Source organism: Photorhabdus hindustanensis (assembly GCF_002968995.1).
Classification (GTDB): Bacteria; Pseudomonadota; Gammaproteobacteria; order Enterobacterales; family Enterobacteriaceae; genus Photorhabdus; species Photorhabdus akhurstii.
Genome location: NZ_PUWT01000054.1, coordinates 47,544 through 73,842, shown reverse-complemented (window position 1 = coordinate 73,842; position 26,299 = coordinate 47,544). Strand labels below are relative to the sequence as shown.

At 40.1% G+C, this 26,299-nt stretch carries 16 protein-coding genes and 6 pseudogenes; 15 read left to right on the top strand and 7 right to left on the bottom strand.

Annotation, left to right across the window (positions count from 1 at the left end; all coding sequences use genetic code 11):
• Positions 1-80 precede the first annotated feature (80 nt).
• From C6H66_RS18730 to C6H66_RS18695, 7 genes and pseudogenes are all read left to right on the top strand, one after another.
• Positions 81-1,671, top strand: a pseudogene (locus C6H66_RS18730) (serine hydrolase domain-containing protein).
• 306 nt (positions 1,672-1,977) lie between these two features.
• Positions 1,978-3,571: pseudogene (locus tag C6H66_RS18720) on the top strand (serine hydrolase domain-containing protein).
• Between the two features lie 306 nt (positions 3,572-3,877).
• Positions 3,878-5,471 (top strand): annotated as a pseudogene (locus C6H66_RS18715) (serine hydrolase domain-containing protein).
• A 308-nt stretch (positions 5,472-5,779) separates the two neighbouring features.
• The gene (locus C6H66_RS18710) at positions 5,780-7,375 is read left to right on the top strand and encodes a serine hydrolase domain-containing protein (RefSeq protein WP_105396375.1); all 1,596 of its coding nucleotides are present in this window, start codon (positions 5,780-5,782) and stop codon (positions 7,373-7,375) included.
• Positions 7,376-7,681: 306 nt separating this feature from the next.
• Positions 7,682-9,278, top strand: a pseudogene (locus C6H66_RS18705) (serine hydrolase domain-containing protein).
• A 144-nt stretch (positions 9,279-9,422) separates the two neighbouring features.
• Positions 9,423-11,048, top strand: a complete 1,626-nt coding sequence (locus C6H66_RS18700) for a serine hydrolase domain-containing protein (protein WP_105396374.1) — start codon at positions 9,423-9,425, stop codon at positions 11,046-11,048.
• A gap of 147 nt (positions 11,049-11,195) precedes the next feature.
• Entirely contained in the window at positions 11,196-12,788 is a 1,593-nt protein-coding gene (locus tag C6H66_RS18695; protein WP_105396373.1) for a serine hydrolase domain-containing protein, read from the top strand.
• 304 nt (positions 12,789-13,092) lie between these two features.
• Here C6H66_RS18695 and C6H66_RS26955 read toward each other — a convergent pair whose 3' ends face one another.
• Both C6H66_RS26955 and C6H66_RS26950 read right to left on the bottom strand, forming a co-directional pair.
• Entirely contained in the window at positions 13,093-13,689 is a 597-nt protein-coding gene (locus tag C6H66_RS26955; RefSeq protein WP_248000732.1) for an ATP-binding cassette domain-containing protein, read from the bottom strand.
• A gap of 91 nt (positions 13,690-13,780) precedes the next feature.
• A complete protein-coding gene (locus C6H66_RS26950; protein ID WP_248000731.1) occupies positions 13,781-14,665 on the bottom strand; it encodes an ATP-binding cassette domain-containing protein in 885 nt (294 codons plus the stop codon).
• A gap of 455 nt (positions 14,666-15,120) precedes the next feature.
• Here C6H66_RS26950 and C6H66_RS26080 point away from each other — a divergent pair, with 455 nt between their 5' ends.
• Positions 15,121-15,291, top strand: a complete 171-nt coding sequence (locus tag C6H66_RS26080; RefSeq protein WP_160297021.1) for a hypothetical protein — start codon at positions 15,121-15,123, stop codon at positions 15,289-15,291.
• Between the two features lie 217 nt (positions 15,292-15,508).
• Here C6H66_RS26080 and uxuA read toward each other — a convergent pair.
• The 3 genes and pseudogenes from uxuA to C6H66_RS18675 all read right to left on the bottom strand — a co-directional run bounded on the left by uxuA (position 15,509) and on the right by C6H66_RS18675 (position 18,575).
• A pseudogene (gene uxuA / locus C6H66_RS18685) lies at positions 15,509-16,697 on the bottom strand (mannonate dehydratase).
• 36 nt (positions 16,698-16,733) lie between these two features.
• Positions 16,734-17,477, bottom strand: a complete 744-nt coding sequence (locus tag C6H66_RS18680) for an FCD domain-containing protein (RefSeq protein WP_105396372.1) — start codon at positions 17,475-17,477, stop codon at positions 16,734-16,736.
• Positions 17,478-17,594: 117 nt separating this feature from the next.
• On the bottom strand, positions 17,595-18,575 hold the full coding sequence (locus C6H66_RS18675) for a TRAP transporter substrate-binding protein (RefSeq protein WP_105396371.1): 981 nt from the start codon (positions 18,573-18,575) through the stop codon (positions 17,595-17,597).
• Between the two features lie 296 nt (positions 18,576-18,871).
• Here C6H66_RS18675 and C6H66_RS18670 point away from each other — a divergent pair, with 296 nt between their 5' ends.
• From C6H66_RS18670 to C6H66_RS27715, 7 genes and pseudogenes are all read left to right on the top strand, one after another.
• On the top strand, positions 18,872-19,378 hold the full coding sequence (locus C6H66_RS18670; protein WP_105396370.1) for a TRAP transporter small permease: 507 nt from the start codon (positions 18,872-18,874) through the stop codon (positions 19,376-19,378).
• A gap of 27 nt (positions 19,379-19,405) precedes the next feature.
• Positions 19,406-20,707: a TRAP transporter large permease gene (locus C6H66_RS18665; protein ID WP_105396369.1), complete on the top strand. Its 1,302-nt coding sequence runs from the start codon at positions 19,406-19,408 to the stop codon at positions 20,705-20,707.
• A gap of 39 nt (positions 20,708-20,746) precedes the next feature.
• A complete protein-coding gene (locus C6H66_RS18660) occupies positions 20,747-22,204 on the top strand; it encodes a fructuronate reductase (protein WP_105396368.1) in 1,458 nt (485 codons plus the stop codon).
• A 22-nt stretch (positions 22,205-22,226) separates the two neighbouring features.
• Positions 22,227-23,651 carry a glucuronate isomerase gene (uxaC, locus tag C6H66_RS18655; RefSeq protein ID WP_105396367.1) on the top strand — a complete coding sequence of 475 codons (1,425 nt, stop codon included), beginning with the start codon at positions 22,227-22,229 and terminating at the stop codon, positions 23,649-23,651.
• A complete protein-coding gene (locus tag C6H66_RS18650; RefSeq protein ID WP_105396366.1) occupies positions 23,648-24,592 on the top strand; it encodes a sugar kinase in 945 nt (314 codons plus the stop codon). The genes uxaC and C6H66_RS18650 overlap by 4 nt, the downstream gene beginning before the upstream one ends.
• Positions 24,593-24,609: 17 nt before the next feature.
• Positions 24,610-25,239, top strand: coding sequence for a bifunctional 4-hydroxy-2-oxoglutarate aldolase/2-dehydro-3-deoxy-phosphogluconate aldolase (locus C6H66_RS18645; RefSeq protein WP_036812710.1), 630 nt, complete (start codon positions 24,610-24,612; stop codon positions 25,237-25,239).
• Positions 25,240-25,260: 21 nt separating this feature from the next.
• Positions 25,261-25,377, top strand: a pseudogene (locus C6H66_RS27715) (RNA-guided endonuclease InsQ/TnpB family protein); the annotation flags it as partial.
• Between the two features lie 39 nt (positions 25,378-25,416).
• On the opposite strand, the gene C6H66_RS18635 reads toward C6H66_RS27715, so the two are convergent.
• Both C6H66_RS18635 and C6H66_RS18630 read right to left on the bottom strand, forming a co-directional pair.
• Positions 25,417-25,905 (bottom strand): GNAT family N-acetyltransferase, encoded by a 489-nt coding sequence (locus C6H66_RS18635; protein ID WP_040154170.1) that lies wholly within the window; start codon positions 25,903-25,905, stop codon positions 25,417-25,419.
• On the bottom strand, positions 25,896-26,168 hold the full coding sequence (locus C6H66_RS18630) for a type II toxin-antitoxin system TacA family antitoxin (protein WP_046396352.1): 273 nt from the start codon (positions 26,166-26,168) through the stop codon (positions 25,896-25,898). The genes C6H66_RS18635 and C6H66_RS18630 overlap by 10 nt, the downstream gene beginning before the upstream one ends.
• Positions 26,169-26,299: the final 131 nt, after the last annotated feature.

Sequence of the window (26,299 nt, the reverse complement as noted above, 5' to 3'; positions counted from 1 at the left end):
TACGTCTTACAGTACTGCCCGTATATGTATTGCTATCAAGTCGTATATATTCTGTTTTGTAACCTTAAATAAGGAAGTTCATGATGGAATCTACTATATCTACAGATAAGATTAAGTTATTTCTCAAGAAAATAGATGAATTAGTTAATATTGAGAATAAAAAAAAAGGGTGGGGCTTTCGCCGTTATTGTCACCCACGGAAATAAAACCATTTACCAGAGTCATATCGGACAAGCTAGTATTGAACATGCCGCTGCTATAAAACCTACGACTAAATTCTATTTGTCGAGTACTTCAAAACAATTCACGGCTTTTTGTATCGCTTTGCTGGAGAAGGCAGGGAAGCTCAGTGTCAAAGATAAAGTTGGGCAATATTTGGATTATCTACCCACTCATTTCTCTGATATTACCATTGAGCATCTTATTCACCATACCAGTGGGTTACGGGATATATTCTTACTTTATAGCCTGGCAGGTAAGAACTCAGATTTTGACTACCGCGATGTTGGTTCAGTCAGCAAGTTAGTCCAACGGCAAAAAGAGCTTAACTTTACGCCTGGAGAATATTATCTCTATAGTAATACAGGCTATAATTTGCTGGCAGAAATAGTCAGTGTGGTTTCAGGTAAATCGTTAAGAGAATATGCGGAAGAAAATGTTTTTGTCCCATTGAAGATGAAAGACACCTTTTTCAATGATGATGTAACTGAAATTATCTTTGACCGGGCGATGGGTTACACTTATAACCAGGATTCACATCAGTGGGTAAGAGATGATATCAACAATTCTGTCGTGGGTGGTGGCGGGGTTTACTCCACTGTGAATGATTTATGTCGCTGGATTAGAGCATTTTATTCACCATCTATTGTTCAGGATCTGTTGCCTCAATTATCCCGTACGCCAGATTTAATCAATGGCAATCGCAATAATTATGCTTACGGCTTGATTTTCAGCCAACGAGGAGGGCAAAGGATAATAGAACACGGTGGTTCCTATGCTGGTTTCGAATCTAATGTTTGCATTTTACCGGATGCTAAATTAGGTATTGCGATTACTGCTGCGACAGGTGTTGATACTGTTGAATGGATGGATAAGCATATTGGTATTTTGCTTAACAATATTGAGCCAGAAGAACCACATTGTCTAACCAGTGATATCGATATCACCGGTATTTTCCGAGGGATAGAACCTTACCCTTATATTATTACCAAAGAAGATGTTTATTTTTTAGGTAATTTATTTAAAAGAAGTAACCCGATTAATTTTAACTCTGACGGTACATTCCAAGAGAAAGGAGGTCAAAGTCGATTCAGGCCCATCATTGAAAATGACAGTGTTATCGCACTGGAAAAAGTTGATGAAAATGGTAATATTTTTTATTTGAAAAAGATGATCGATGAAGGTGGTGTCGATATTCAAAGATTGTCAGGAAATTATTACAACCATGAAACAGAAGCAACGATTATTATTTCTGCTTCTAGTGACGGGGTTTATATTGATGGTATTGTTTATATTGGGAAGAAAGAGATCTTACGTCGGATTTATGGGAATAGCTATTTCGCCTCCAATGATGGACTGTTTATTGATTTTGAAGTGGACCCTGATACCAACAAACCTTATTTCTATATCAGTGATTCACGTTGCTGGAAAGTAGAGTTCGTCTCAGTTTAATTTATAAAGTGATAAATTAGAATGAAGAATGGCATGGTTATAACAGGATGGAATTAATGCTATTTGGTGACTAAAGATATTTTCTATTAGATATACTTTGTTCCAGGCAGAACTATTATATTTATGTTCTGTCTGTTTTTTGAAAACATCAGCTTCCGTAGTTACTTTATATTGCCATTCATACATTAAATGATAGTCATTATCACTTGGATGTTTCCTGTTTACGTCTTACAGTACTGTCCACATATGTATTGCTATTAGGCTGAATATATATGTTCTGTTTTGTAACCTTAAATAAGGAAGTTAATGATGGAAGTTACTATATCTACAGATAAGATTAAGTTGTTTCTCAAGAAAATAGACGAATTAGTTAATATTGAGAATAAAAAAAAAAGGCGGAGCTATAGCTATTGCTGTTACCCACGGCAATAAAACCATTTATCAGCGTCATATCGGGCAAGCTAGCATTGAACACGCTGTAGCGGTAAAACCTAAAACTAAATTCTATTTAGCGAGTGTTTCAAAACAATTCACGGCTTTTTGCATAGCCTTATTAGAGAAAGAAGGAAAGCTCAGCGTCAAGGATAAAGTCGGACAATATTTGGATTATTTCCCCGCAGAATTCTCTGACATTACCATTGAACATCTTATTCACCATACCAGTGGGTTACGGGATGAATTTTTACTTTATCACCTGGCAGGTAAAAATTCAGACTTTGATCACCGCCATATTAATTTGGTGAGAAAACTGGTCCAACGGCAACAGGCACTTAATTTCATGTCTGGGGAGTATTATCTCTATAGCAACACGGGCTATAGTTTACTGGCGGAAATAGTCAGAGTAATTTCAGGTAAATCGTTGAGGAAATATGCGGAAGAAAATATTTTCGTCCCATTAAAGATGAAAGATACCTTTTTCTATGATGACATAACCGAGATTATTTCTGATCGAGCTATGGGTTGTGTTTATAACGAGAAGCTGCACCAGTGGGTAAGAGATGATATGAACAATTCTGCTGTGGGTGGCGGCGGGGTTCACTCCACCGTGAATGATTTGTGTCGTTGGATTAGAGCATTTTATTCACCATCGATTGTTCAGGATCTGTTGCCTCAATTATCCCGTACACCAGATTTAACCAATGGCAATCGCAATAATTATGCTTACGGTTTGATTATCAGTCAACGCGAAGGACAAAAGATAATACAACATGGTGGTGCTTATGCTGGCTTCAGGTCTCACATTTATATTTTACCGGATGCTAAATTAGGTATCGCAATTACCGCTGCAACAGGTGTTAATGTTTCTGCATGGGTGGAGCAGAATATTGATATATTGTTTAACACCCATATTGAACTGGAAAAACCGCATTGCTTAACCAGTGATATCGATATCACCGGTATTTTCCGAGGGGAAGAACCTTATCCTTATATTATTACCAAGGAGGATTGCTATTTATTGGGTAATGTATTCGAAAAAGGCAATCCGATTACTTTTAACTCTGACGGTACATTCCAAGAGGAAGGGGGTAAAATCCGATTCAGACCTATCATTAAAAATGACCGTGTTATCGCATTGGAACAGATTAATGAAAATGGCAATGTTTTTTATCTTGAAAAGAGGGTTGATAAAGGTGGTGTCGATATTCAGCAATTATCAGGACGTTATTATAACGGTGAAACAGAAGCAACGATGATTGTTTCCGCTTCTGGCAATGGGATTTATATTGATGGAGTTGTCTATCCTGGTAAAAAGGAAGTCTTACGTCGGATTTACGGGAATAGTTATTTTTCTCCCAGCACTGAACTGATTATTGATTTTGAATTAGATCCTAATACCAATAAACCTCATCTCTATGTCAGCAATTCACGTTGTTGGAAGATAGAATTTATCACAGTTTAATTTATAAAGTGATAAATTAGAATGAAGAACGACATGGTTATAGCAGAATGGAATTAATGCTATTGAGGGACTAAAGATATTTTCTATTAGATGCATTTTACTCCAGGCAGAACTATTATATTTATGTTCTGTCTGTTTTTTGTCAACATCAGCTCCCGTAGTTACTTTATATTGCTCTCCATATATTAAATGATAATCATTATCACTTGGATGTTTCCTATTTACGTCTTACAGTACTGCCCACATATGTATTGCTATTAGATTGAATATATATGTTCTGTTTTATAACCTTAAATAAGGAAGTTAATGATGGAAGTTACTATATCTACAGATAAGATTAAGTTGTTTCTCAAGAAAATAGACGAACTGGTTAATATTGAGAATAAAAAAAAAGGGTGGAGCCCTCGCCGTTGCTGTTACCCTCGGCAATAAAACCATTTATCAGCGTCATATCGGACAAGTTAGCATTGAACATGCTGTTGCAGTAAAACCTAATACTAAATTCTATTTAGCTAGTGTTTCAAAACAATTCGCTGCTTTTTGTATTGCATTGTTGGAAAAAGCAGGGAAGCTTTGCGTCAAGGATAAAGTTGGACAATATTTGGATTATTTCCCTGCCGAATTCTCTGACATTACCATTGAACATCTTATTCATCATACCAGCGGGTTACGGGATGAATTTGGGCTTTATGAGTTGGCAGGTAAAAATTCAGACTTTGACCACCGTCATATTGATTTGGTGAGAAAACTCACTCAACGGCAAAAAGCGCTTAATTATACGCCTGGCGAATACTATCTCTATAGTAATACGGGCTATAATTTGCTGGCAGAAATAGTTAGAGTGGTTTCAGGTAAATCGTTAAGAGAATATGCGGAAGAAAATGTTTTTGCCCCATTAAAGATGAAAGATACTTTTTTCTATGATGACATAACTGAGATTATTCCTGATCGAGCGATGGGTTACGCTTATAACGAGAAGTCGCACCGGTGGGTAAGAGATGATCTCAACGATGTGGTAGTCGGTGGTTCAGGACTTCATTCTACGGTAAATGATTTGTGTCGTTGGATGAGAGCATTTTATTCACCATCGATTGTTCAGGATCTGCTGCCTCAATTATCCCGTACACCAGATTTGACTAATGGTAATCGTAATAATTATGCTTACGGTTTTATTATCAGCCAACGAGAAGGGCAAAAGATAATACAACACGGTGGTTCCTATACTGGTTTCAAATCCCATGTTTGTATTTTACCGGATACTAAATTAGGTATCGCGATTACCGCTGCAACAGGTGTTGATGTTTCTGCATGGGTGGAGCAGCATATTGATATCTTGTTTAACATCGATATTAAGCCAGAAGAACCATATTGCCTAACCAGTGATATCGATATTACCGGTATTTTCCGAGGGGCAGAGCCTTATCCTTATATTATTACCAAGGAAGAGACTTATTTGTTAGGTAATTTATTCGAAAAAGGCAACCCGATTACCTTTAACTCTGACGGTACATTCCAAGAGAAAGGTGGTAAAATCCGGTTCAGGCCAATTATTGAGAATGATAGTGTTATTGCATTAGAACAAATTGATGAAAATGGCAATGTTTTTTATTTTAAAAAAATGATTGATGAGGGTGGTGTCGATATTCAGCGATTGTCAGGGCGTTATTATAATCATGAAACAGAAGCAACGATGACTGTTTCCGTTTCTGGCGATGGGATTTATATTGATGGAGTTGTTTATATTGGTAAAAAGGAAGTCTTACGGCGAATTTATGGGAATAGTTATTTCTCGCCCAGTACTGAACTGATTATTGATTTTAAATTAGATCCTGATACCAATAAACCTCATCTCTATACCAGTACTTCACGTTGTTGGAGGATAGAATTCGTTGCAGTTTAATTTTCAAAGTGATAAATCAGAATGAAGAATGGCATTGTTATAACAGGGTGTAATTAATGCTATTGAAGGTCTAAAGATATTTTCCATTAGATGCATTTTATTCCAGGCAGAACTATTATATTTATGTTCTGTCTGTTTTTTGAAAATATCAGCTTCTGTAGTTACTTTATATTGCCATTCATATATTAAATGATGATGATTATCACTTGGATGATTTGCTATTTACGTCTTACAGTAATTACTTGTATATGATATTGCTATCAGATCGTATATATGTTCTGTTTTATAATCTTAAAATAAGGAAGTTCATGATGGAATCTACTATACCTACAGATAAAGTTAAGTTGCTCCTCAAGAAAATAGATGAATTGGTTGATATTGAAAATAAGAAAAAGGGTGGCGCTCTTGCTATTGCTGTGACCCACGGTAATAAAACGATTTATCAGCGCCATATCGGAAAGGCTAATATTGAATATGCTGTGGCTGCAAAACCTAATACTAAATTCTATTTAGCGAGTGTTTCAAAACAATTCACCGCTTTTTGCATAGCCTTATTAGAGAAAGAAGGAAAGCTCAGCGTCAAGGATAAAGTCGGGCAATATCTGGATTATTTCCCGGTAGAATTCTCTGATATTACTATTGAACATCTTATTCATCATACCAGTGGATTACGTGATGAATCTTTACTTTATCGTCTGGCAGGTAAAAACTCGCGTTTTGATTACCATAATATTGATTTGATAAGAAAGCTGACGCAGCGGCAACGAGCACTTAATTTTACACCTGGCGAATATTATGCTTATAGCAATACTGGCTATTATTTGCTGGCTGAAATAGTCAGTGTGGTTTCAGGTAAATCATTGAGAGAATATACAGAAGAAAATATTTTCGCTCCGTTAAAGATGAAAGATACTGCTTTCTATGATGATGTCACAGAGATTATTTTTGATCGGGCGATGGGTTACACTTATAACAAGGAACCGAACCGGTGGGCAAGATATGATCTCAATGGTTCCGTAGTAGGTGGCACAGGGCTTTATTCTACGGTGAATGATTTGTGTCGTTGGATCAGAGCATTTTATTCCCCATCGATTGTTCAGGAGCTGTTGCCTCAATTATCTCGTACACCAGATTTAACTAATGGCAATCACAATAATTATGCTTACGGCTTGATTATCAGCCAACGAGAAGGGCAAAAAATAATACAGCATGATGGTTCCTATGCTGGTTTCAAATCTGATGTTTGTATTTTGCCTGACGCTAAATTAGGTATCGCTATTACCTCTGCAACAAATATTAATGTCATTCAATGGATTGAACAGTGTCTTGATGTGTTGTTTAACACGAATATAATTGAACCGGAAAAACCACATTGTCTAACCTGTGATATCGATATCACAGGAATTTTCCGAGGGGCAACGCCTTATCCTTATATTATCACCAAGGAGGATTGCTATTTATTGGGTAGTTTATTTGGAAAAGGCGAGCCGATTACTTTTAACTCTGATGGTTCATTCCAACAGCAGGGAAGTAAAACCCGATTCAAACCTATCATTGAAAATAATAGTGTTATCGCATTGGAACAGATTGATGAAAATGGCAATGTTTTTTATTTTAACAAGATGACTGATGACGATATTATCGATATTAAGAGATTGTCAGGGAATTATTATAGTCATGAAATAGAAGCAACGGTGACTATTTCTGCTTCTGGAGATGAAATTTATATTGATGGGGTTACTTATCCTGAGAACAAAGAGGTTTTACGGCGGATTTACGGTAATAGTTATTTCTCCCCGAGTACTGAATTTGTTATCGATTTTGAATTGGACTCTGATATGAATAAGCCTCACCTTTATATCAATGACTGGGGTTGCTGGAGGGTAGAATTTGTTGCAGTTTAATTTTTAAAGTGATAAATCAGAATGAAGAATGGTATTGTTATAACAGGGTGTAATTAATGCTGTTGAGGGCCTAAAGATATTTTCCATTAGATGCATTTTGTTCCAGGCAGAACTATTATATTTATGTTCTGTCTGTTTTTTGAAAACATCAGCTTCCGTAGTTACTTTATATTGCCATTCATATATTAAATGATAGTCATTATCACTTGGATGTTTCCTGTTTACGTCTTATAGTACTGCCCATATATGTATTGCTATTAGGTTGAATATATATGTCCTGTCTTATAATCTTAAATAAGGAAATTCATGATGGAATCAACGATATCTGCAAATAATATTAACTCTTTTATCAAAAAAATAGACGAACTGGTTAATATTGAAAATAAAAAAAAAGGGGGGCGCACTCGCTGTTGCTGTTACTCACGGTAATAAAACAATTTATCAGCGCCATATCGGAAAGGCTAACATTGGACATGCTGTTGCTGTGAAACCTAATACTAAATTCTATTTGGCGAGCGTTTCAAAACAATTCACGGCTTTTTGCATTGCTTTGTTGGAGAAAGAAGGAAAGCTTTGCGTTAAGGATAAAGTTGGACAATATTTGGATTATTTCCCCGCAGAATTCTCTGATATTACCATTGAGCATCTTATTCACCATACCAGTGGATTACGTGATCAATTTTTACTTTATAGCCTGGCAGGTAAAAATTCAGCCTTTGACCACCGTCATATTGATTTGGTGAGAAAACTGACGCAACGGCAACAAGCGCTTAATTTTACGCCTGGAGAATATTATCTCTATAGCAACACGGGTTATAATTTAATGGCGGAAATAGTCAGAGTAGTTTCAGGCCAGTCGCTGAGAGAATATGCAGAAGAAAATGTTTTCGTCCCATTAAAGATGAAAGATACCTTTTTCTATGATGATGTTACCGAGATTATTTTTGACCGGGCAATGGGGTACTCCTATAACGAGGACTCGAACCGATGGATAAGAGAAGATCTCAATGATGCGGCGGTAGGAGGTTCGGGGCTATATTCTACAGTGAATGATTTGTGTCGCTGGATGAGAGCGTTTTATTCGCCATCGATTGTTCAGGATCTATTGCCTCAATTATCTCGTACGCCAGATTTAACTAATGGCAATCGTAACAATTATGCTTACGGTTTTGCGATCAGCCAACGTGAAGGGCAAAAGATAATACGACATGATGGTGGTTATGGTGGCTTCAGATCAGAAGTTTGTATTTTGCCTGATGCTGAATTAGGTATTGCTGTTACTTCTGCAATGAATACTAATGTCTCTAAGCTTGTCCGACAATGTTTTGACGTATTGTTTAATCCCAATAGTACTAAACTAGAAAAACAGCCTTGTCGGACTGGTGATATTGATATTACGGGTATATTCAAAGGAATACAACCTTATCCTTATATTATTACCAAAGAAGATTGCTATTTATTAGGTAATTTATTCGAGAAAGGCAACCCGATTATCTTTAATTCTGATGGAACATTCCAAGAGGTGGATGGGAAAATTCGGTTCAGACCTATCATTGAAAATGACAGTATTATTGCATTGGAGCAGATTAATGAAAATGGCAATGTTTTTTATCTAGATAAGATGATTGATGATGGTGGTACCGATATTCAGCTACTATTAGGATATTATTATAACCACGAAACAGAATCTGTGCTCACTGTTACAGCTTCTGAAGATGAGCTTTATATCGATGCCATTATTTCTCCTGAAAGAAAAGAGGTCTTACATCGGGTTTATGGGAACAGTTATTTTTCTCCTAGCACAGAGATTATTATTGATTTTGAATTAAACTCTGACACGAATGAACCTTATCTTTATCTCAGTAATGGTCGTTGCTGGAATATAGAATTCGTCCCAGTTTAATTGATAGTGTTGTGAACACGAGTTGAGAATAGTGTTTTTCTGGTAGAATTGATTGAATTATATTAGGCAGAATTTCCATATTATTATTCTGCCTTATCATACTGTATATATGTTATTTTTATATAACCTTAAATAAGGGAATTAATGATGGAATCTACTATATCTAAAAATAAAATTAAGTTTCTTCTCAAGAAAATAGACGAATTGGTTAATATTGAAAATAAGAAAAATGGCGGTGCCCTCGCAGTTGCTGTTACCCACGGAGATGAAACCATTTATAAGCGCTATATCGGGCAAGCCAGCATTGAACATGCTGTTGCCATAACCCCAAATACGAAATTCTATATGGCGAGTGTTTCAAAACAGTTCACCGCTTTTTGTATTGCCTTGCTGGAAAGGGAAGGAAAGATCAACGTCAAGGATAAAGTGGGGAAATATGTGGATTATTTCCCGGCATATTTCTCTGATATTACTATTGAGCATCTTATTCATCATACCAGTGGGTTACGGGATCAATTTGGGCTTTATAATCTGGCAGGTAAAAACTCGGACTTTGATCACCGTCATATTGATTTGGTGAGAAAACTGGCTCAACGGCAACGTGCACTCAATTTTACGCCGGGGGAATATTATCTCTATAACAACACGGGTTATAATTTACTGGCGGAAATAGTTCGCGTGGTTTCAGGTAAATCATTGAGAGAATATGCGCAAGAAAATGTTTTCGCCCCATTAAAGATGAAAGATACCTTTTTCTATGATGACATAACCGAGATTATCTCTGATCGAGCGATGGGCTATGTTTATAATGAGGCGTTGCACCAGTGGAGAAGAAATGATCTCAACGATGCGGTAGTCGGTGGTTCAGGGCTTTATTCTACGGTAAATGATTTATGTCGTTGGATGAGAGCGTTTTATTCGCCATCGATTGTTCAGGAGCTATTGCCTAAATTATCCCGTACACTAGATTTAACCAATGGCGATCGTAACAATTATGCCTACGGTTTGATTATTAGCCAACGTGAAGGGCAAAAGATAATACGACACGGTGGTTCTTATGGTGGTTTCAAATCAGAAATTTGTATTTTGCCTGATGCCAAATTAGGTATCGCTATTACCTCCGCAACAAATGCTTATGCTTATAAGTTTATCATGCAGGGTCTTGATACATTGTTTAATGCCGGTATGACTGAACCAGACAAACAGCCTTGCCGGACCAGTGATATTGATATTACCGGTATTTTTAAAGGAGTAGATCCTTTTCCTTATATTATTACCAAAGAAGAGTGCTATTTATTAGGCAATTTATTCGAAAAAGTAAATCCGATTATTTTTAATGCTGATGGAACCTTCCAAGAGGAAGGTGGGCAAATCCGGTTCAAACCTATCATTGAAAATGATAGCATTATTGCATTGGAACAGATTAATGAAAATGGCAATATTTTTTGTTTGAAAAAGATGATTGATAAAGGTGATATCGATATTCATCGATTGTCAGGACGATATTATAATCACGAAACAGAATCGATTATCAATATTGAAGCATCCGGTGATGATCTTTATATTGATGCGGTTATTTTACCTGGAAAAAAAGAGGCTTTAAGGTGGGTTTACGAAAATAGCTATTTCTTGCCTGGCACTGAACTTATTATTGATCTTGAATTGAATTCGGATACGAATGAACCTCGTATTTATGTCAATGATGGGTATTGTTGGAAGATAGAATTCGTCCGGTTTAATTTAATTGATAGGGTTATGAACACGAATTGAGAGTAGTCTTTCTCTGGCAGGATGGATTGAATTATATTAGATTGTAATTATCTTAGATAGAATTTTTATATTCGTGCTCTGCCCTGTTACACCGTATTATCAGATTGTATATATGTTCTTTTTATATAACCTTAAATAAGGAAATTAATGATGAAATTGACGATATCTAGAGATAATATTAAGTCTCTTCTTAATAAAATAGACAATTTAATTGATATTGAAAATAAGAAAAAAGGTGGCGCTCTCGCAGTTGCTGTTACCCACGGAGATGAAACCATTTATAAGCGCTATATCGGGCAAGCCAGCATTGAACATGCTGTTGCTATAACTCCAAATACGAAATTCTATATGGCGAGTGTTTCGAAACAATTCACGGCTTTTTGTATAGCCTTGTTGGAAAAAGAAGGAAAACTCAACGTCAAGGATAAAGTGGGGAAATATGTGGATTATTTCCCGGCATATTTCTCTGATATTACCATCGAACATCTTATTCATCATACCAGTGGGTTACGGGATAAATATGTTCCTTATGGCTTTGCCGGTAAAAATTCAGATTTTGACCACCGCAGTATAGATTTATTGAGAAAACTGATTCAACGGCAACAAAAGCTTAATTTTACGCCCGGGGAATATTTTAGCTATAGCAATACGGGCTATAATTTGTTGGCAGAAATCATCAAAGTGGTTTCGGGTAAATCGTTAAGAGAATATGCGAAAGAGAATATCTTTATTCCATTAAAGATGAATAATACCTCTTTCTATGATGATGTTACTGAGATTATCTCTGATCGGGCGATAGGTTATGTCTATAACGAAGATTCAAATCAATGGATAAGATATGATCACAACGATTCAACTATAGGTAGTGCGGGGCTGCGTTCTACAGTGAGTGATTTATGCCGCTGGATGAAAGCATTTTATTCACCATCAATTGTTCGGGATATGTTGCCTCATTTATCTCGTATGCCAAATTTAGCTAATGGCAATCGCAACAATTATGCTTACGGTTTGATGATCAGCCAACGTGAAGGGCAAAAGATAATACGGCACGATGGCGCCTATGGTGGTTTTAAAGCTGATGTTTGTGTTTTACCTGATGCTAAATTAGGTATTGTGATTACTGCTGCAACAGGTATTAATAGTGTTGAGTTTACTAATCAATGTCTTAATGTATTATTTAACACTGATATGACTGAACCAGAGCATTGCCGAACCAGTAATATTGATATTACCGGTATGTTCAAGGGGGCTGATCCCTATCCCTATATTATTACCAAGGAAGATTGCTATTTATTAGGTAATTTATTCGAGAAAGGTAATCCGATTATCTTTAACGCCGATGGAACATTCCAAGAGAAGGGTGGAGAAATCCGGTTCAGACCGATCATTGAAAATAACAGTGTTATCGCACTGGAACAGATTGATGAAAATGACAATGTTTTCTATTTGAAGAAGATGACTGGTAAAGGTGATATTGATATTCATCGATTATCAGGTCGCTATTATAATAACGAAACGGAATCAATTGTCAATATTGAAGCATCCGGTCATGATCTTTATATTGATGCGGTTGTCTTGCCTGGAAAAAAAGAGGTCTTACGATGGGCTTATGAGAATAGTTATTTATCTACCAGTACTCAACTTATTATTGATTTCGAATTAAATCATGACACAAATAAACCTCGTCTTTATGTCAATGATTCACGTTGTTGGAAGATAGAGTTTTCCTTGGTTAATTAAGGGATGTTTTTGTAAATAAAAAACAGGAATTAAATACAATGTTTTCCAGGCAGAACTTGAATATTCATATTTTGCCTGTTTTTTGCATATTACTTGCATGGCTTACGTAACTTGAGTAGCTACGTAAGCTTTCTTAAGTGATTGGAAATCTAAACTTCACGGATAAATTACTTTGATTTCCATCACTAATATAAAATTCCCACATCAGGAGAAGTGATCAATTCCATGGTTTCTTTTAGTTGTTCCAAAGGCTAATCCCACCATTGTATTTCAGTTAGTTGAATTATAGACTGTGAAATATATTTTATACTGTAAGTATGAATTCTTGCTTAATTCCGCACTGGCGTACAAATTCAGTGTCATGGGAGATTAATATTAATGTACCTTGATAATTACTTAATATTTCTTCCAGTAACAAACGGGAATCGAGATCCAAATGGTTTTCTGGCTCATCCAATAGCAGAATATCAGGTACTTGATTACCCCCAGTAATTGCCAGGAGAGTAACTTTTAACTGTTCTCCACCACTTAATTGACTAATTGGCAGCATGGCTTTTTCTCTTCTTAGTCGAATATTACCAAGACGGGTTCGCCAATCTGTAACACTGATGTTTGGATAGAAAATATGGAGTGCTTCTGGAGCTGGTAGCGTTTTATCCAATAAGTTGAAAGATTGGTCCAAATAGAGATAAGTACCATATATCTGACATGAACCTTTCAATGGGTTGAGTCGAGCACTAATGACTTTCAGCAGAGTAGATTTACCACTGCCATTACAACCGCGAATATGCCACTTCTCACCTGCAAAGATAGATAAAGAAATTGGTATGGTAGAACCCCAAGGTATAACTAAATCATTCAGATGGATGCGCAGGCGATTTTGTGTGTTTTTATAATTCAATGTAATGTGTTGTGAGTGTAATTGCTCCAATTGCTGTTTATATTGATGAAGTTCTTGGGTTAATTTCCTATTTTGCTGATTATGCTGTTGTTTAAGTTTGGAAAGGTTCTGTTCTGAGCGATTTTTTTTTCATATCAAGTAACAGTTTGGATTGAGAGCCACTGCTCTGTTGTGCTTCGCCTTGCCTTCGGCGTTGGGCTGCTCGTTGTAATGTAAGCTGTTGTTGTTGTTTCTCTTGCTTAATTTGTTTGGTAACGGCTTCTGCTTTGCGTTCGGTGGCGGTAATTTCCATTTGTTTAATATTCTTATAGAAAGAATAATTACCGCCAAATGATTTCAATCCATTGCTGCTGAGTTCAAAAATATTGTCAACGTGTTCCAGTAGGTATCTGTCATGGCTGACAATCAGAGCCCCACTGGGATGTTTATGTAGTTTTTTCTGTAACCAAAGGCGGCTTTTTTCATCCAAATGGTTACTTGGTTCATCTAGTAACAGATAGCTTTTAGATTGTAAAAAGGCCATGCATAGTGCCAGACGTGTTTGTTCACCTCCGCTTAGTTGGGAAATAGGATGAGCCAGTGAAATATTGAGATGGGCAGAATCGAGTATCTGTTGCCATTGTGCAGGTAAATGCCAGGCATCGTATAATTTTTCTAAATCTTCAGGTTGGCCTTCTCCGCGTTCTACACGGCAAAAGCAGTCATAAATATCGGTAACTTCCAGTGCATCGGCAATACGAGGCCCGTTGAGGCGGCTCAATTGGTTAACCATATAAAATGGTGTATGCCATGCCACTGTTCCTTGTGAAGGAGGGAGTTGACCAGACAGGATCTTAAGTAATATTGATTTCCCTTGTCCATTGCGACCAATTAGCGCGGATACGCCAGTAGGTAGATTAGCTGAAAGTTCGCTGAAAAGTAGGGAGCCGTTAAATTCCACAGATAGCTGTGAGAAAGTACAAATATTAATTGGCATAAAATCTCCTGATTTACAGGACAGACAGCATGCTAAAGGGGTAAAAGGACCAGAGTAAATGCACACTACCTGTCAAAAAAACACGACTAGATGCTGTTAAGGCTGCACCAGTTATTTTTTCTAAAAGGTAGGTGTTACTTCATTGGCGTAGAGAACCTCGTAAATTGGAAGATTGAAATTATAATGCATGAAGAGAATATGAGTAATTCTACTCTATATTGAACAAAAAGCTATTGCTTTATTCACAGTAAAAGTTTTAACTATGAAAAAATTGAGTATTTGCTTTTTTACTGGTTTTCTAATCGGTCAGTTATTGGTTATAGATATAACTGGGCTTTTAATGCATTGTTTTGGATTTATAAATGGGTTTCATGATATAGGGACGAATCCCAAAATCATTTTAATGTGAATACTAAAGAAGCTAACGTAGATAACTTAATAAAGGAGTTAAAAAAATGACTAAGAGAGAGGAGTTTTTGGCTTATTTAAGTGAAGCGAGTAAAATAGTTGAACAATGGCCAGATTGGAAGAAAGGTGGATTGAGAGCCTATCGTAACTTACAGACATCTGGTGAAAATAAACCTAAGGATTATACAACAGGTGAGGCTGAAAATAAGTTGGCATAACCTATTCTTATTTATTGGAAAATAAAAAGCCCGATAAAAATTTTATGTTTTCACCTCCAATTTATATATTAATAAATCAACTAAAATAATAAATTAAAATTTTAGCTTAAATTGAGCATGTATATAAAGTTGTAGTCAATTGCTTTAACGTGGCTTCATATAAATAAAGTAACCCTTTTTAGGGTTACTAGTAAATATAGTGAATAACTTAAATTCATTATTTATTTTCAAAAAACGCTCGCCTTAGACCTAATTCCAGGCCACGAATTTCTGCCAAACCTTTTAATCGGCCAATGCAGGAATAACCGGGATTAGTCTGTTTTTTTTAGGTCATCAATTATTTGATGGCCGTGATCAGGACGCATAGGTATCAAACGGTTATCTCCAGCTTGTTTACGGCGATATTCTTCACGCAGGATTTCCATCACTACGTTATACATATCCACATCACCTGCTAAATGAGAGGCTTCATGGAAAGTTTTGCTATTTTCTTCCCGTTGGGTGGAGCGCAGGTGAGTAAAATAGATTCGGTTGCCATAACATTTAATCATCTCAACTAAATCATTATCACCACGAACACCGTAGGAGCCGGTGCACATGGTAATGCCGTTAACTGGGCTTGGTTCAATGGTGGTCAGCCATGCAATATCTTCAATGGTGGAAATGATACGTGGTAAGCCCAGAATAGGGCGGGGCGGATCATCCGGGTGAATTGCCAAACGTAAATCATATTCCTCACAAACAGGAACAATCTGGTGTAGAAAATAAGCCAAATGTTCACGCAGCTTATCGCGGGTAATATCTTTGTAGCGATCTAATTGCGCCTGAAATTCTGCTAACGTATATCCCTCTTCGGCCCCCGGCAGACCGGCAATAATATTAGTGGTGAGTTTCCTAATATCAGCAGCAGACATATTGTCGTAATAGATTTTTGCCTGAGCTTGTTCTTCGACGGTGTAATCAGCTTCTGCATTTGGACGTTTGAGAATATAGATTTCAAATGCGGCAAAGGAAATTTGATCAAAACGTAAGGCTTTGGAACCATCAGGGAGTGAGTATTCCAGATCGGTGCGTGTCCAATCCAATACAGGCATAAAGTTATAGCAAACGGTATCGATGCCACATTCTGCTAAATTTTTCAGTGAAGTTTTGTAGTTATTAATCCATTGTTGATAGTGACCGGTCTGAGTTTTAATCTCTTCATGGACAGGCACGCTTTCAACAACTGACCAGATAAGCCCCTTATTTTCGATAAGGGCTTTACGGGCCAAGATTTCGTCTTTGTTCCAAACGTATCCGTTAGGCATATGGTGTAATGCGGTAACGATGCCGGTTGCACCAGCCTGACGGATATCATCTAAAGAAACAGGATCATTTGGGCCGAACCAACGCCAGGTTTGTTCCATTGTTATCTACCTTTATACAAACGCTAGAATAAAAACTTATTTACAGGGATATGAATTAAAGAGATAACCGTCGAAATAGGGATCGTCAACATCAGACAATTCCAGTAAACGTAATTTCACATTCTCTAAATGTTGCCACATTGCTTGTTTGGCTGCCGCCGGATCTTTCTTGATCATGGCGGATAAAATGATCTGATGGTCGTGCAGCCACTCTTTACGATAATCTTTATCGGTAATTCGCGTGTGCAGTTTCTGCCACATAGGATTATTTTCCCGCCATGCCCAAGATTGTTTAAGCAGTTCAACTAACATACTGTTATGGGTGGCTTCCGCAATCGCCAGATGGAACTCTCTGTCACCGGATTCATCTTCACCGGAGGCCAAATCTTCGGATTCTTTTTGCAATGCTCGACGCATATTAGCAATGTTATTTGGTGTCACTTGCATGGCGGCAAATTCGGCAATATTACTTTCCAGTAATTGGCGAGCTTGTAATAGTTCAAAAGGTCCCGCTGCGTTAACTGAGCATGAAGAAGAAGTTGGCAGGTGAGGACGGTTAATAATATAGATCCCGGAACCTTTGCGGACTTCAATAAGGTTTTCGAGTTCGAGCATAATTAATGCTTCACGCACAACCGTTCTGGAAACTCCTAATAATTCAGCAAGTTCTCGCTCCGGCGGTAGGCGATCCCCAATACGATATTTCTGGTTGGCAATCGTCTCTCTTAATGCGATGCCGACTTCTTGATAAGGACGTTTTGGCTCAAATAAGTGCTTCATGGTGTCGCTATTGTTGTCATGATTATCGATGCTATTGTGTAGATAATAGTCAGAAATGGAAATTGGTCAACCAAAAATGCCGTTTAAAGGCGAAGGCCATTTGGCCTTCACTGATGATTATCTGACGGCGCGGATGCGCTCTACCATACGGTAAAGCATTGGGTCGCTTTTTTTAATGTCGTCGTACATCGGTTTGACCGCTTCTTCAAACGATTTTTGATCCACATCGACGAACTGGACCCCAATTTTCTCTGCATTCTGGCGCTCTTTCTCTTCTGATTTTTCCCATAATTTCGTCATATATTCCGAAGAGTGGGTTGCCGCATTTATGAGGATTTTTTGTTGTTCTGATGACAGGTTATTTAGCGATTTAGTCGAAATAGCCAGGACATCTGGCACCATAGTATGTTTATCCAGTGAGAAGTATCTGGCAACTTCACTGTGACGGCTCAGGCTAAAAGAGGGAATATTATTTTCTGCGGCATCTACGACACCCTGTTGTAAAGCAGTATACAGCTCGCCGTAAGCTAATGGTGTTGGGTTGCCGCCTAAGTTTTTCACCATTGAAATGGCAGTTGGGCTAGGCTGAACCCGAATTTTCATGCCTTTTAGATCCTCCGGCGTGCGGATAGGTTTTTTGGCGTAGAAGCTACGTGCTCCGGCTTCATAGTAGGTTATGCCAATAAAGCCGCGATTTTTGCTGGATGTCAGAATCTCTTTGCCAATTTCGCCGTTTTTAACTTTTTCGTAATGGGCTTTATCGCGGAACAGATAAGGTAAGTTAAAAGCAGAATAAGCGGGCGAGAAAGCTTCCAGTTCTGCGGCATTGGATTTGACTAAATCCAGTGCGCCATTTTGCATCAGTTCCATCGATTCCCGTTGGTTACCCAATTGTGCGTCTGGATAGATCCGAATACGAACATCACCATTCGTTTTTTGGCGAACTTCATCAGCAAACTGAGTCATTGCCTTGTGTACTGCATGGTCGCGGTTGTGGTTATGGCTGAGTTTTAATGTTGTTACTGCCATAACTTGTGACGCGCCTAAGGCAAATATCGCTCCGATTACAGTAGATAAAATACGCTTAGCATTGCTCATTATTCGTTCTCCAATTGTTGTAAATAGGTTACGGGCACAACTGAACTGACGGTCAAACCATAAGCATCACTTCGGATTTCGTCAAAAAGTAAAAGCAATTTGGTTGACCAATATCACAAAATAATCGGCACAATGGGTGAACCAGTCAGTTTGTGATCCCGCTCACTGGATGTTTTTTTGACCTGGATCTTATAATCAAAGCAACGTAAAGCTTCCTTTACTGATTTTGGTCAGACAGTTTGTCCATTTGGTCAATCAAATAGGGCATACATTGAGGCCAATAAGGACAAAGCCCCGTGAAAAACCTTGTGTATTGCCTCAATAAAGGTTTGGCATTTTTTACCGTCAGCCTTTCCGTTTTTTTGGTGTTTTGTGTCACATGGCAGGTGGTTTCCCGCTATGTGTTTGGTACGCCGAGTACGGTAACGGATGAACTCGCTCGTTATCTGTTTATGTGGGTTGCCATGATTGGCGCGGCATATACCACAGGTCAACATCGCCATTTAGCTATCGACCTGTTAACGATGAAACTTAAGGGAATAGGTAAAAATAGTGTGGGTTTAGTGATCCAGGCCGCGATCGCTCTGTTTGCTTCGATCGTGCTGGTGTATGGCGGATCGATACTGGTGATCTCAACCCTTGAAACCAAGCAAATTACGCCCGCGTTAGGGCTACCGATGGGATATGTCTATTTATGTCTGCCAATTAGCGGTGTTCTGATGATTTGCTATGTGCTGGTAGACATTGTTGAGCTTATTCAGAATTTTTCAGGTAAAGACACGGTTGTTTCTGAAAATCAATAAAGTCACCAGGCGGAAGAGGATGAGCTTATGGATTGGCAAGTGGTTTTAGCGTTGTTCGGTAGTTTTGCTGTGTTGTTGGCACTGGGCGTACCGGTATCCTTTGCGATTGGTCTGTCATCATTACTGGCAATTATGATGACGTTGCCAATGGAGGCGGCGATTACGGTGGTTGCTCAACGTATGGCAGTAGGTGTTGATAATTTCTCTTTACTGGCTATTCCATTCTTTATTCTGGCGGGAAATATTATGAATCAGGGGGGAATCGCCGCCCGCCTGATTAATCTGGCAAAAGTTATGGGCGGCCGTTTGCCCGGCTCTCTGGTGCACGTCAATATTATGGCGAATATGTTTTTCGGCGCGATTTCAGGCTCAGCGGTGGCATCGGCTGCGGCGGTCGGCGGAACGATGGCGCCAATGCAGAAAAAAGAGGGTTATGAACCGGAATACTCCGCGGCTGTAAACATTGCTTCCTGCCCTGCGGGTTTGTTGATCCCGCCAAGTAACACTCTGATTGTTTACTCACTGGTTTCTGGCGGCACATCAATTGCCGCACTGTTTTTGGCGGGCTATATTCCCGGCATTTTAATGGGCGTATCCTTGATGATTGTGGCGGCAATTATTGCCAAACGCCGAGGTTATCCGGTATCACCCAAGCCGACGTGGAACGAGTTTTTCACCACCTTGGTTCGCGCATTGCCCTCTCTGATGCTGGTTGTGGTTATTATGGGAGGGATCATTGCCGGTATTTTTACCGCCACAGAAGCCTCGGCGATTGCCGTGTTATACAGCTTTGTATTAGCCGTGCTGATTTATCGTGAAGTCAGTATCGCCAAACTACCAAAAATCATTCTCGATTCTGCGGTGACCACCTCCATTGTTTTGTTGCTGATTGGCGCATCGATGGGAATGTCTTGGGCAATGGCGAATGCGGATCTGCCCTATTTGATCGCTGATGCGCTAATGGCGGTTTCTGAGAATCCACTGGTTATTCTGCTGGTCATTAATATCATTTTGTTGCTGGTCGGAACTTTTATGGATATGACTCCGGCGATTCTTATTTTTACGCCGATTTTCCTGCCGGTAGCGCAGAATATGGGGGTTGATCCGGTACATTTCGGTATCATTATGACCTTCAACCTGGCTATTGGTATCTGTACGCCGCCGGTAGGGAGTGCGCTGTTTGTGGGTTGTTCTATCGGTGATGTCAGCATTAATAAGGTATTGAAACCTTTGGTCCCCATGTATTGCGCTTTGGTTATCGCGTTGATGTTGGTGACTTTTATACCGCAACTGAGCTTGTGGCTGCCTCAGATGTTACTGAATTACTAAGCATTTAAGTAATCTGCGTCAATAGAAAGGAACTATTTTATGCTCCGTAATATTGCTAATTGCAAAATTGATTCTGTTGTTCCTCTCCCTTCTTATGATCGCCAAAAATTGGTTACTCGTATTGTTCATCTGGGATGTGGCGCTTTTCACCGGGCACATCAGGCGGTTTTTACTCACCATATGTTGGAAAAAACGGGCAGTGATTGGGGAATTTGTGAAGTTAGTTTGTTCTCCGGTCATCGGTTGATTCAGCAACTTAAAGAGCAGAATTGCCTGTGTACTATTGCGGAAAAAGGGGCGGAGAAAACGGAGCTAAAAATTATCGGCTCTATGATTGATGCTTTGCATCCTGAGTTTGTGGGTCATAAAGGTATTCTGGAAGCCATAGCGCAGCCACAAGTGGCGATTATTTCTCTGACGATTACCGAAAAAGGGTATTGCATCGATGCAGCCAGCGGCAAGCTGGATGTGAATAATGTATTAATTCAACAGGATTTGGCTAACCCAACCGAACCAGCATCCGCTATTGGTTATATTGTCGAGGCGCTCCGTCTACGTTATGAACGTAACTTGCCGCCATTGACGGTGATGTCCTGCGATAATGTCAGAGAAAATGGCAAAGTTGCCTGTGAAGCTGTGGTGGATTTTGCCCGTTTACGTGATGAAAAGTTAGCGCAATGGATTGAACTGAATGTGACTTTTCCATGCACAATGGTTGACCGGATAGTTCCTGCGGCCACGCCAGAATCGTTGGAAGAGATAGCAGAACAGTTAGGTGTATGCGATCCTTGTGCAATCACCTGTGAACCTTTCCGTCAGTGGGTGATTGAAGATAACTTTGCCAGTGGCCGTCCGAACTGGGATGTGGCAGGCGCCCAATTCGTTAAGGATGTGGTGCCTTTTGAAACCATGAAATTACGCATGCTAAATGGTAGCCACTCATTTCTGGCTTATCTGGGCTATTTGGCAGGATATACGCATATTGCGGACGCAATGGCGAATCCCGATTACCGGCAAGCCGCTTTGGATCTGATGCTGAAAGAGCAGGCGCCAACTCTGACAATGCCGACAGGAACCGATCTTTTTCAATATGCTCACCGGCTAATTGAGCGTTTTAGTAACCCTAACCTTAAGCACCAAACCTGGCAGATAGCAATGGACGGCAGCCAGAAACTGCCACAACGCATGTTTGATTCTGTGGCTTATCATCTGGCAAACGGCAGCGATTATCGTCATTTGGCATTAGGTATCGCTGGCTGGATGCGTTATATCAGCGGTAGAGATGAACAAGGCAAATTGATTGATGTGCGCGATCCATTGGTTGACCAATTTAAATCCATTTACCAACAGTATGGATTATCTATTGATGTAGTTCCCGCATTGCTGGCTGTTTTTGGCAATCCATTGTCAGCCGATCCGCATTTTGTCCAGGTGGTTACTGAAGCTTACCAACTATTATTGGAACGCGGCGCCTGCCACGCTGTGGCGACACTTTGATTTGGTTGACAGGAACAAAGATATGAAAAATTTTATGTGTGAAGATTTTCTGCTGAACAATGAAACTGCCTGTCAGCTATATCATGAACATGCTGCCAATATGCCGATTTATGATTATCACTGTCATCTTAATCCTCGTGAAATTGCTGAGAATCGCCGGTTTGATAACCTTGGTCAGATTTGGTTAGAAGGGGACCACTATAAATGGCGGGCAATGCGCTGTGCGGGTATTGATGAATCGCTGATCACAGGTAAGCAAGCCTGTGATTATGAAAAATATCAGGCATGGGCAAAAACAGTACCGTTGACATTAGGAAATCCGCTTTATCACTGGACTCATCTGGAATTACGTCGTCCATTTGGTATTACCGGGAAATTGTTCGAGCCGCAAACCGCTGATGAAATCTGGCATCGATGCAACGAAAAGCTGGCAACACCGGAGTTTTCAGTTCGTGGCATTATGCAGCAAATGAATGTGCGTATGGTGGGAACCACGGATGATCCGGTAGATTCTCTGCAATATCACCGTCAAATTGCGATAGATGAGAGTTTCGATATCGAAGTATTACCAAGCTGGCGTCCTGATCGGGTATTTAAAATTGAACTGGCGGGTTTCAGTGACTATATCAAACAGCTTGAGGCTGTAGCTGATGTATCGATCACTGCTTTTGCTGATGTGTTGAACGCGTTGGAGCGTCGCCTTGAGCATTTTGCTGCTCATGGCTGCCGGGCGGCTGATCACGGTATAGAAAATCTGCGCTATGCTCCGATTCCTGATGAAACGGTATTAAATGGCATCCTGCAAAAACGGTTAACTGGGAGCACTCTCTCTGATCTTGAAATTGCGCAGTACACCACGGCGATTCTGGTATGGCTTGGCCGACAATATGCCGCCCGTGGTTGGGTGATGCAAATGCATATCGGCGCGATTCGCAACAATAATAGCCGGATGTTCCGCTTACTTGGCGCGGATAGCGGCTTTGATTCCATTGGTGATAACAGTATTGCCTGGCCGTTATCTCGCCTGCTGGATAGTATGGATGTGACGGATGAGTTGCCGAAAACGATTCTTTACTGTCTGAACCCACGAGATAACGAAGTGATTGCTACGATGGCCGGTAACTTTCAAGGTGGCGGTATCGCCGGTAAAGTTCAGTTTGGTTCGGGCTGGTGGTTCAATGATCAGAAAGATGGCATGTTGCGTCAGCTTGAACAACTTTCCCAACTTGGGCTGCTAAGTCAATTTGTTGGGATGTTGACCGATTCTCGCAGCTTTCTTTCATACTCACGGCATGAATATTTTCGTCGCATTCTGTGTAATTTGTTAGGTCAATGGGCAGAAAAGGGCGAAATTCCTAACAACAAAGCAATGTTAGGGCAGATGGTTGAGGATATTTGCTTTAATAACGCCCGCCGTTATTTTGCCTTGCCGGGGGAAAATCCATGAAGCAGATTGCATTCCTTGGTGAATGTATGATTGAACTGAATGGCGCCCCTTTCGCTACCATGCATCAGGCTTTTGGTGGTGATGTCCTGAACAGTGCGGTTTATTTAGCCCGTGCAAGCCAACAGAAGATTGCCGTTCATTTTGTGACTGTGTTAGGGATGGATTCGCTTAGTGAAGGAATGATCACACGTTGGCAAGACGAAGGTATTCATACACATCTGGTTTTGCGTGATCCGGCTCATCAACCGGGGTTGTATTTGATTCAACTTGATGAACAAGGAGAACGCACCTTTCTGTATTGGCGTAATGATTCCGCTGCCCGTTATATAGTGCGCCATCCTGATTTCTCTTCGGTTATTCAAGCGTTGCAGCAGATGGATGTCATTTATCTCAGTGGTATCAGCCTGGCTATCTTGCCTGCCGATGATCGAGAAAAGTTACTGAACTTGTTGGCTGAACTGGCTGCGCAAGGAAAAACCATTGTTTTCGACAGTAATTATCGTCCGGCATTGTGGGAAAGTGTGGCACAAACCCAAGTTTGTTATCAGAAATTACTCTCCTTTACCTCACTGGCACTGGTGACCGATGACGATGAATGCAAGCTGTGGGGCGATAAATCGGTTACAGCAACCATGACTCGCCTGAAACAAGCAGGCGTTAAAGAAGCCGTGATTAAAGCGGGGGCTGTCGGTTGTTATTATCAGCATTTGGTACAGGATACTCCGATTGAGCTGATCCCAACGGCGCCGGTTGTTAACGTGGTCGATACCACAGCGGCGGGAGATGCCTTTAATGCCGGGTTTTTGGCAGGATTTCTGACGGATTACTCGATACAACAAGCGGCAATCATGGGGCATTGTCTGGCTGGTACAGTTATTCAGCATAAAGGGGCGATTATTCCAATGAGTGCCACTAAGATCGTGACTGACGGTTTCTTTTAACAGCAGAGGAAAAATCGATGAAACAGATGATTGAGCAGTTACGCCAGTTAAAAATTGTACCTGTGATTACGGTTGAGCGTGCGGAAGACATTATTCCGTTGGGTAAGGCATTAGCTGATAATGGCTTACTGGTAGCGGAAATTACTTTCCGTTCCTCGGTAGCGGCGGAAGCTATTCGTCTGTTAAGAGAGGCTCAGCCGAATATGCTGATTGGAGCAGGAACCGTCCTGAATCGTGAACAGGTAATTGCTGCGAAACAGGCGGGCGCCGATTTTATGGTTTCGCCGGGTTTTAATCCAAATACGGTCAAAGCTTGTCAGCAATTGAATATTCCTATTATTCCGGGCGTGAATAATCCAAGCGCGGTTGAAGGTGCAATGGAATTGGGATTAAAACTGTTGAAATTCTTTCCGGCGGAACCTTCCGGCGGTTTGCCAATGATTAAAGCGATATTAGCACCTTATACTGAACTGCAAATTATGCCGACTGGGGGAATCGGACCAGATAATATCCGCGATTATCTTGCTGTACCGCGTATTGTGGCGTGTGGTGGTTCATGGATGGTCAGTAAGGCGCTGGTGGATAACCAAAATTGGCAGGAAATTGGTCGCCTGACGCGTGAAGCGGTGGATTTAGTGAATACTTAAGGAATAGTTGTTCTTGTATTTATCAATGCGGCGATCAACATCCAGAGCAAGGGCACGAGAGAATTACAAGCGGCGGGACTCGTCGTCTCTGCCCACGGAGGCCAGCGTCAATCCGCCATAAAGACGGTTGCGGCCTGAGAAGTGGGAAGCCTCGCCGTTTTTTACGGCGGGGAGCAGTCACTTCTGTTTGCCTAATGGAAGCATTAGCGTGTATGGCTCCAACGGTGACTGGGCGAAGCCAAGACGCGTATAGAACGTTCGAGCGCTCTCATCAAGTGCGTGGACGATTATAGCTGAAATACCCACCTGTTCTGCCGTGCTGGCGACACGCTTCCAAGCATCTTGGAGAAGCAATGCCCCGAGCTTCTTCCCCTGATATTCCACATCGACAGCCAGACGGCCGAGAAGCACTACAGGGATAGGATCTGGCATATTGCGTTTAAGCGATGGTGTAGATTCAATATGATTAATTGAACCGGCGCTTAGACAATAATAACCGATAACGTCTTTTGTGCCTTTCTTGCAAATAACAAATGTGCGGCTTGCACCGAGCTTATTATTTTTTAAAGCCCGGCGTGAAAGCCATTCGTTTAATGTTTCATGCTGGCAATAAAAATCATTTATATTATGTTCAGCCGTTAATATTTCAGGTGTGCTTATTCCCACGGAGCTTTATATCCCATCAGTTTTTTAAAACCTTCATTATCAGAAAGTGGTTGCTCCAGCATCTGCATGAACACATGGTATTTTTCGTCGTTAACGAAAAAGTGGCGCTGATCGAGTATGGCATCTTCGGCTGCGCGGCAGGCAGCATCCAAGATGAAATCAGTTCGGGTCTTTGAGAGCAGGTTTGCTGCATGGTCAATAAGTTCCCGCTGGAAGGCTTTCGCCCGGATGTTGATCGGGGTTTCTTTAGGTTGTGTTCTCATAAATCACCTGTGTAGCAAATTGGTAGACAGTCATTATAGCAGTTGTATAACTAATAGATATACATTTAGCGTCTCCATTTGAAATCTTATGAAACGTAAGCATGCTGGGTCATCCAAAATATATATACCCG

Excerpts from the sequence above, each read along its gene's own strand:
- uxaC (WP_105396367.1), top strand. The coding sequence starts at position 22,227 with ATGAAAAATTTTATGTGTGAAGATTTTCTGCTGAACAATGAAACTGCC.
- C6H66_RS18645 (WP_036812710.1), top strand. The coding sequence starts at position 24,610 with ATGAAACAGATGATTGAGCAGTTACGCCAGTTAAAAATTGTACCTGTG.
- C6H66_RS26080 (WP_160297021.1), top strand. The coding sequence starts at position 15,121 with ATGACTAAGAGAGAGGAGTTTTTGGCTTATTTAAGTGAAGCGAGTAAA.
- C6H66_RS18675 (WP_105396371.1), bottom strand. The coding sequence starts at position 18,575 with ATGAGCAATGCTAAGCGTATTTTATCTACTGTAATCGGAGCGATATTT.
- C6H66_RS18695 (WP_105396373.1), top strand. The coding sequence starts at position 11,196 with ATGATGAAATTGACGATATCTAGAGATAATATTAAGTCTCTTCTTAAT.
- C6H66_RS26950 (WP_248000731.1), bottom strand. The coding sequence starts at position 14,665 with ATGCCAATTAATATTTGTACTTTCTCACAGCTATCTGTGGAATTTAAC.
- C6H66_RS18660 (WP_105396368.1), top strand. The coding sequence starts at position 20,747 with ATGCTCCGTAATATTGCTAATTGCAAAATTGATTCTGTTGTTCCTCTC.
- C6H66_RS18665 (WP_105396369.1), top strand. The coding sequence starts at position 19,406 with ATGGATTGGCAAGTGGTTTTAGCGTTGTTCGGTAGTTTTGCTGTGTTG.
- C6H66_RS18710 (WP_105396375.1), top strand. The coding sequence starts at position 5,780 with ATGATGGAATCTACTATACCTACAGATAAAGTTAAGTTGCTCCTCAAG.
- C6H66_RS18680 (WP_105396372.1), bottom strand. The coding sequence starts at position 17,477 with ATGAAGCACTTATTTGAGCCAAAACGTCCTTATCAAGAAGTCGGCATC.
- C6H66_RS18630 (WP_046396352.1), bottom strand. The coding sequence starts at position 26,168 with ATGAGAACACAACCTAAAGAAACCCCGATCAACATCCGGGCGAAAGCC.
- C6H66_RS18650 (WP_105396366.1), top strand. The coding sequence starts at position 23,648 with ATGAAGCAGATTGCATTCCTTGGTGAATGTATGATTGAACTGAATGGC.
- C6H66_RS18700 (WP_105396374.1), top strand. The coding sequence starts at position 9,423 with ATGATGGAATCTACTATATCTAAAAATAAAATTAAGTTTCTTCTCAAG.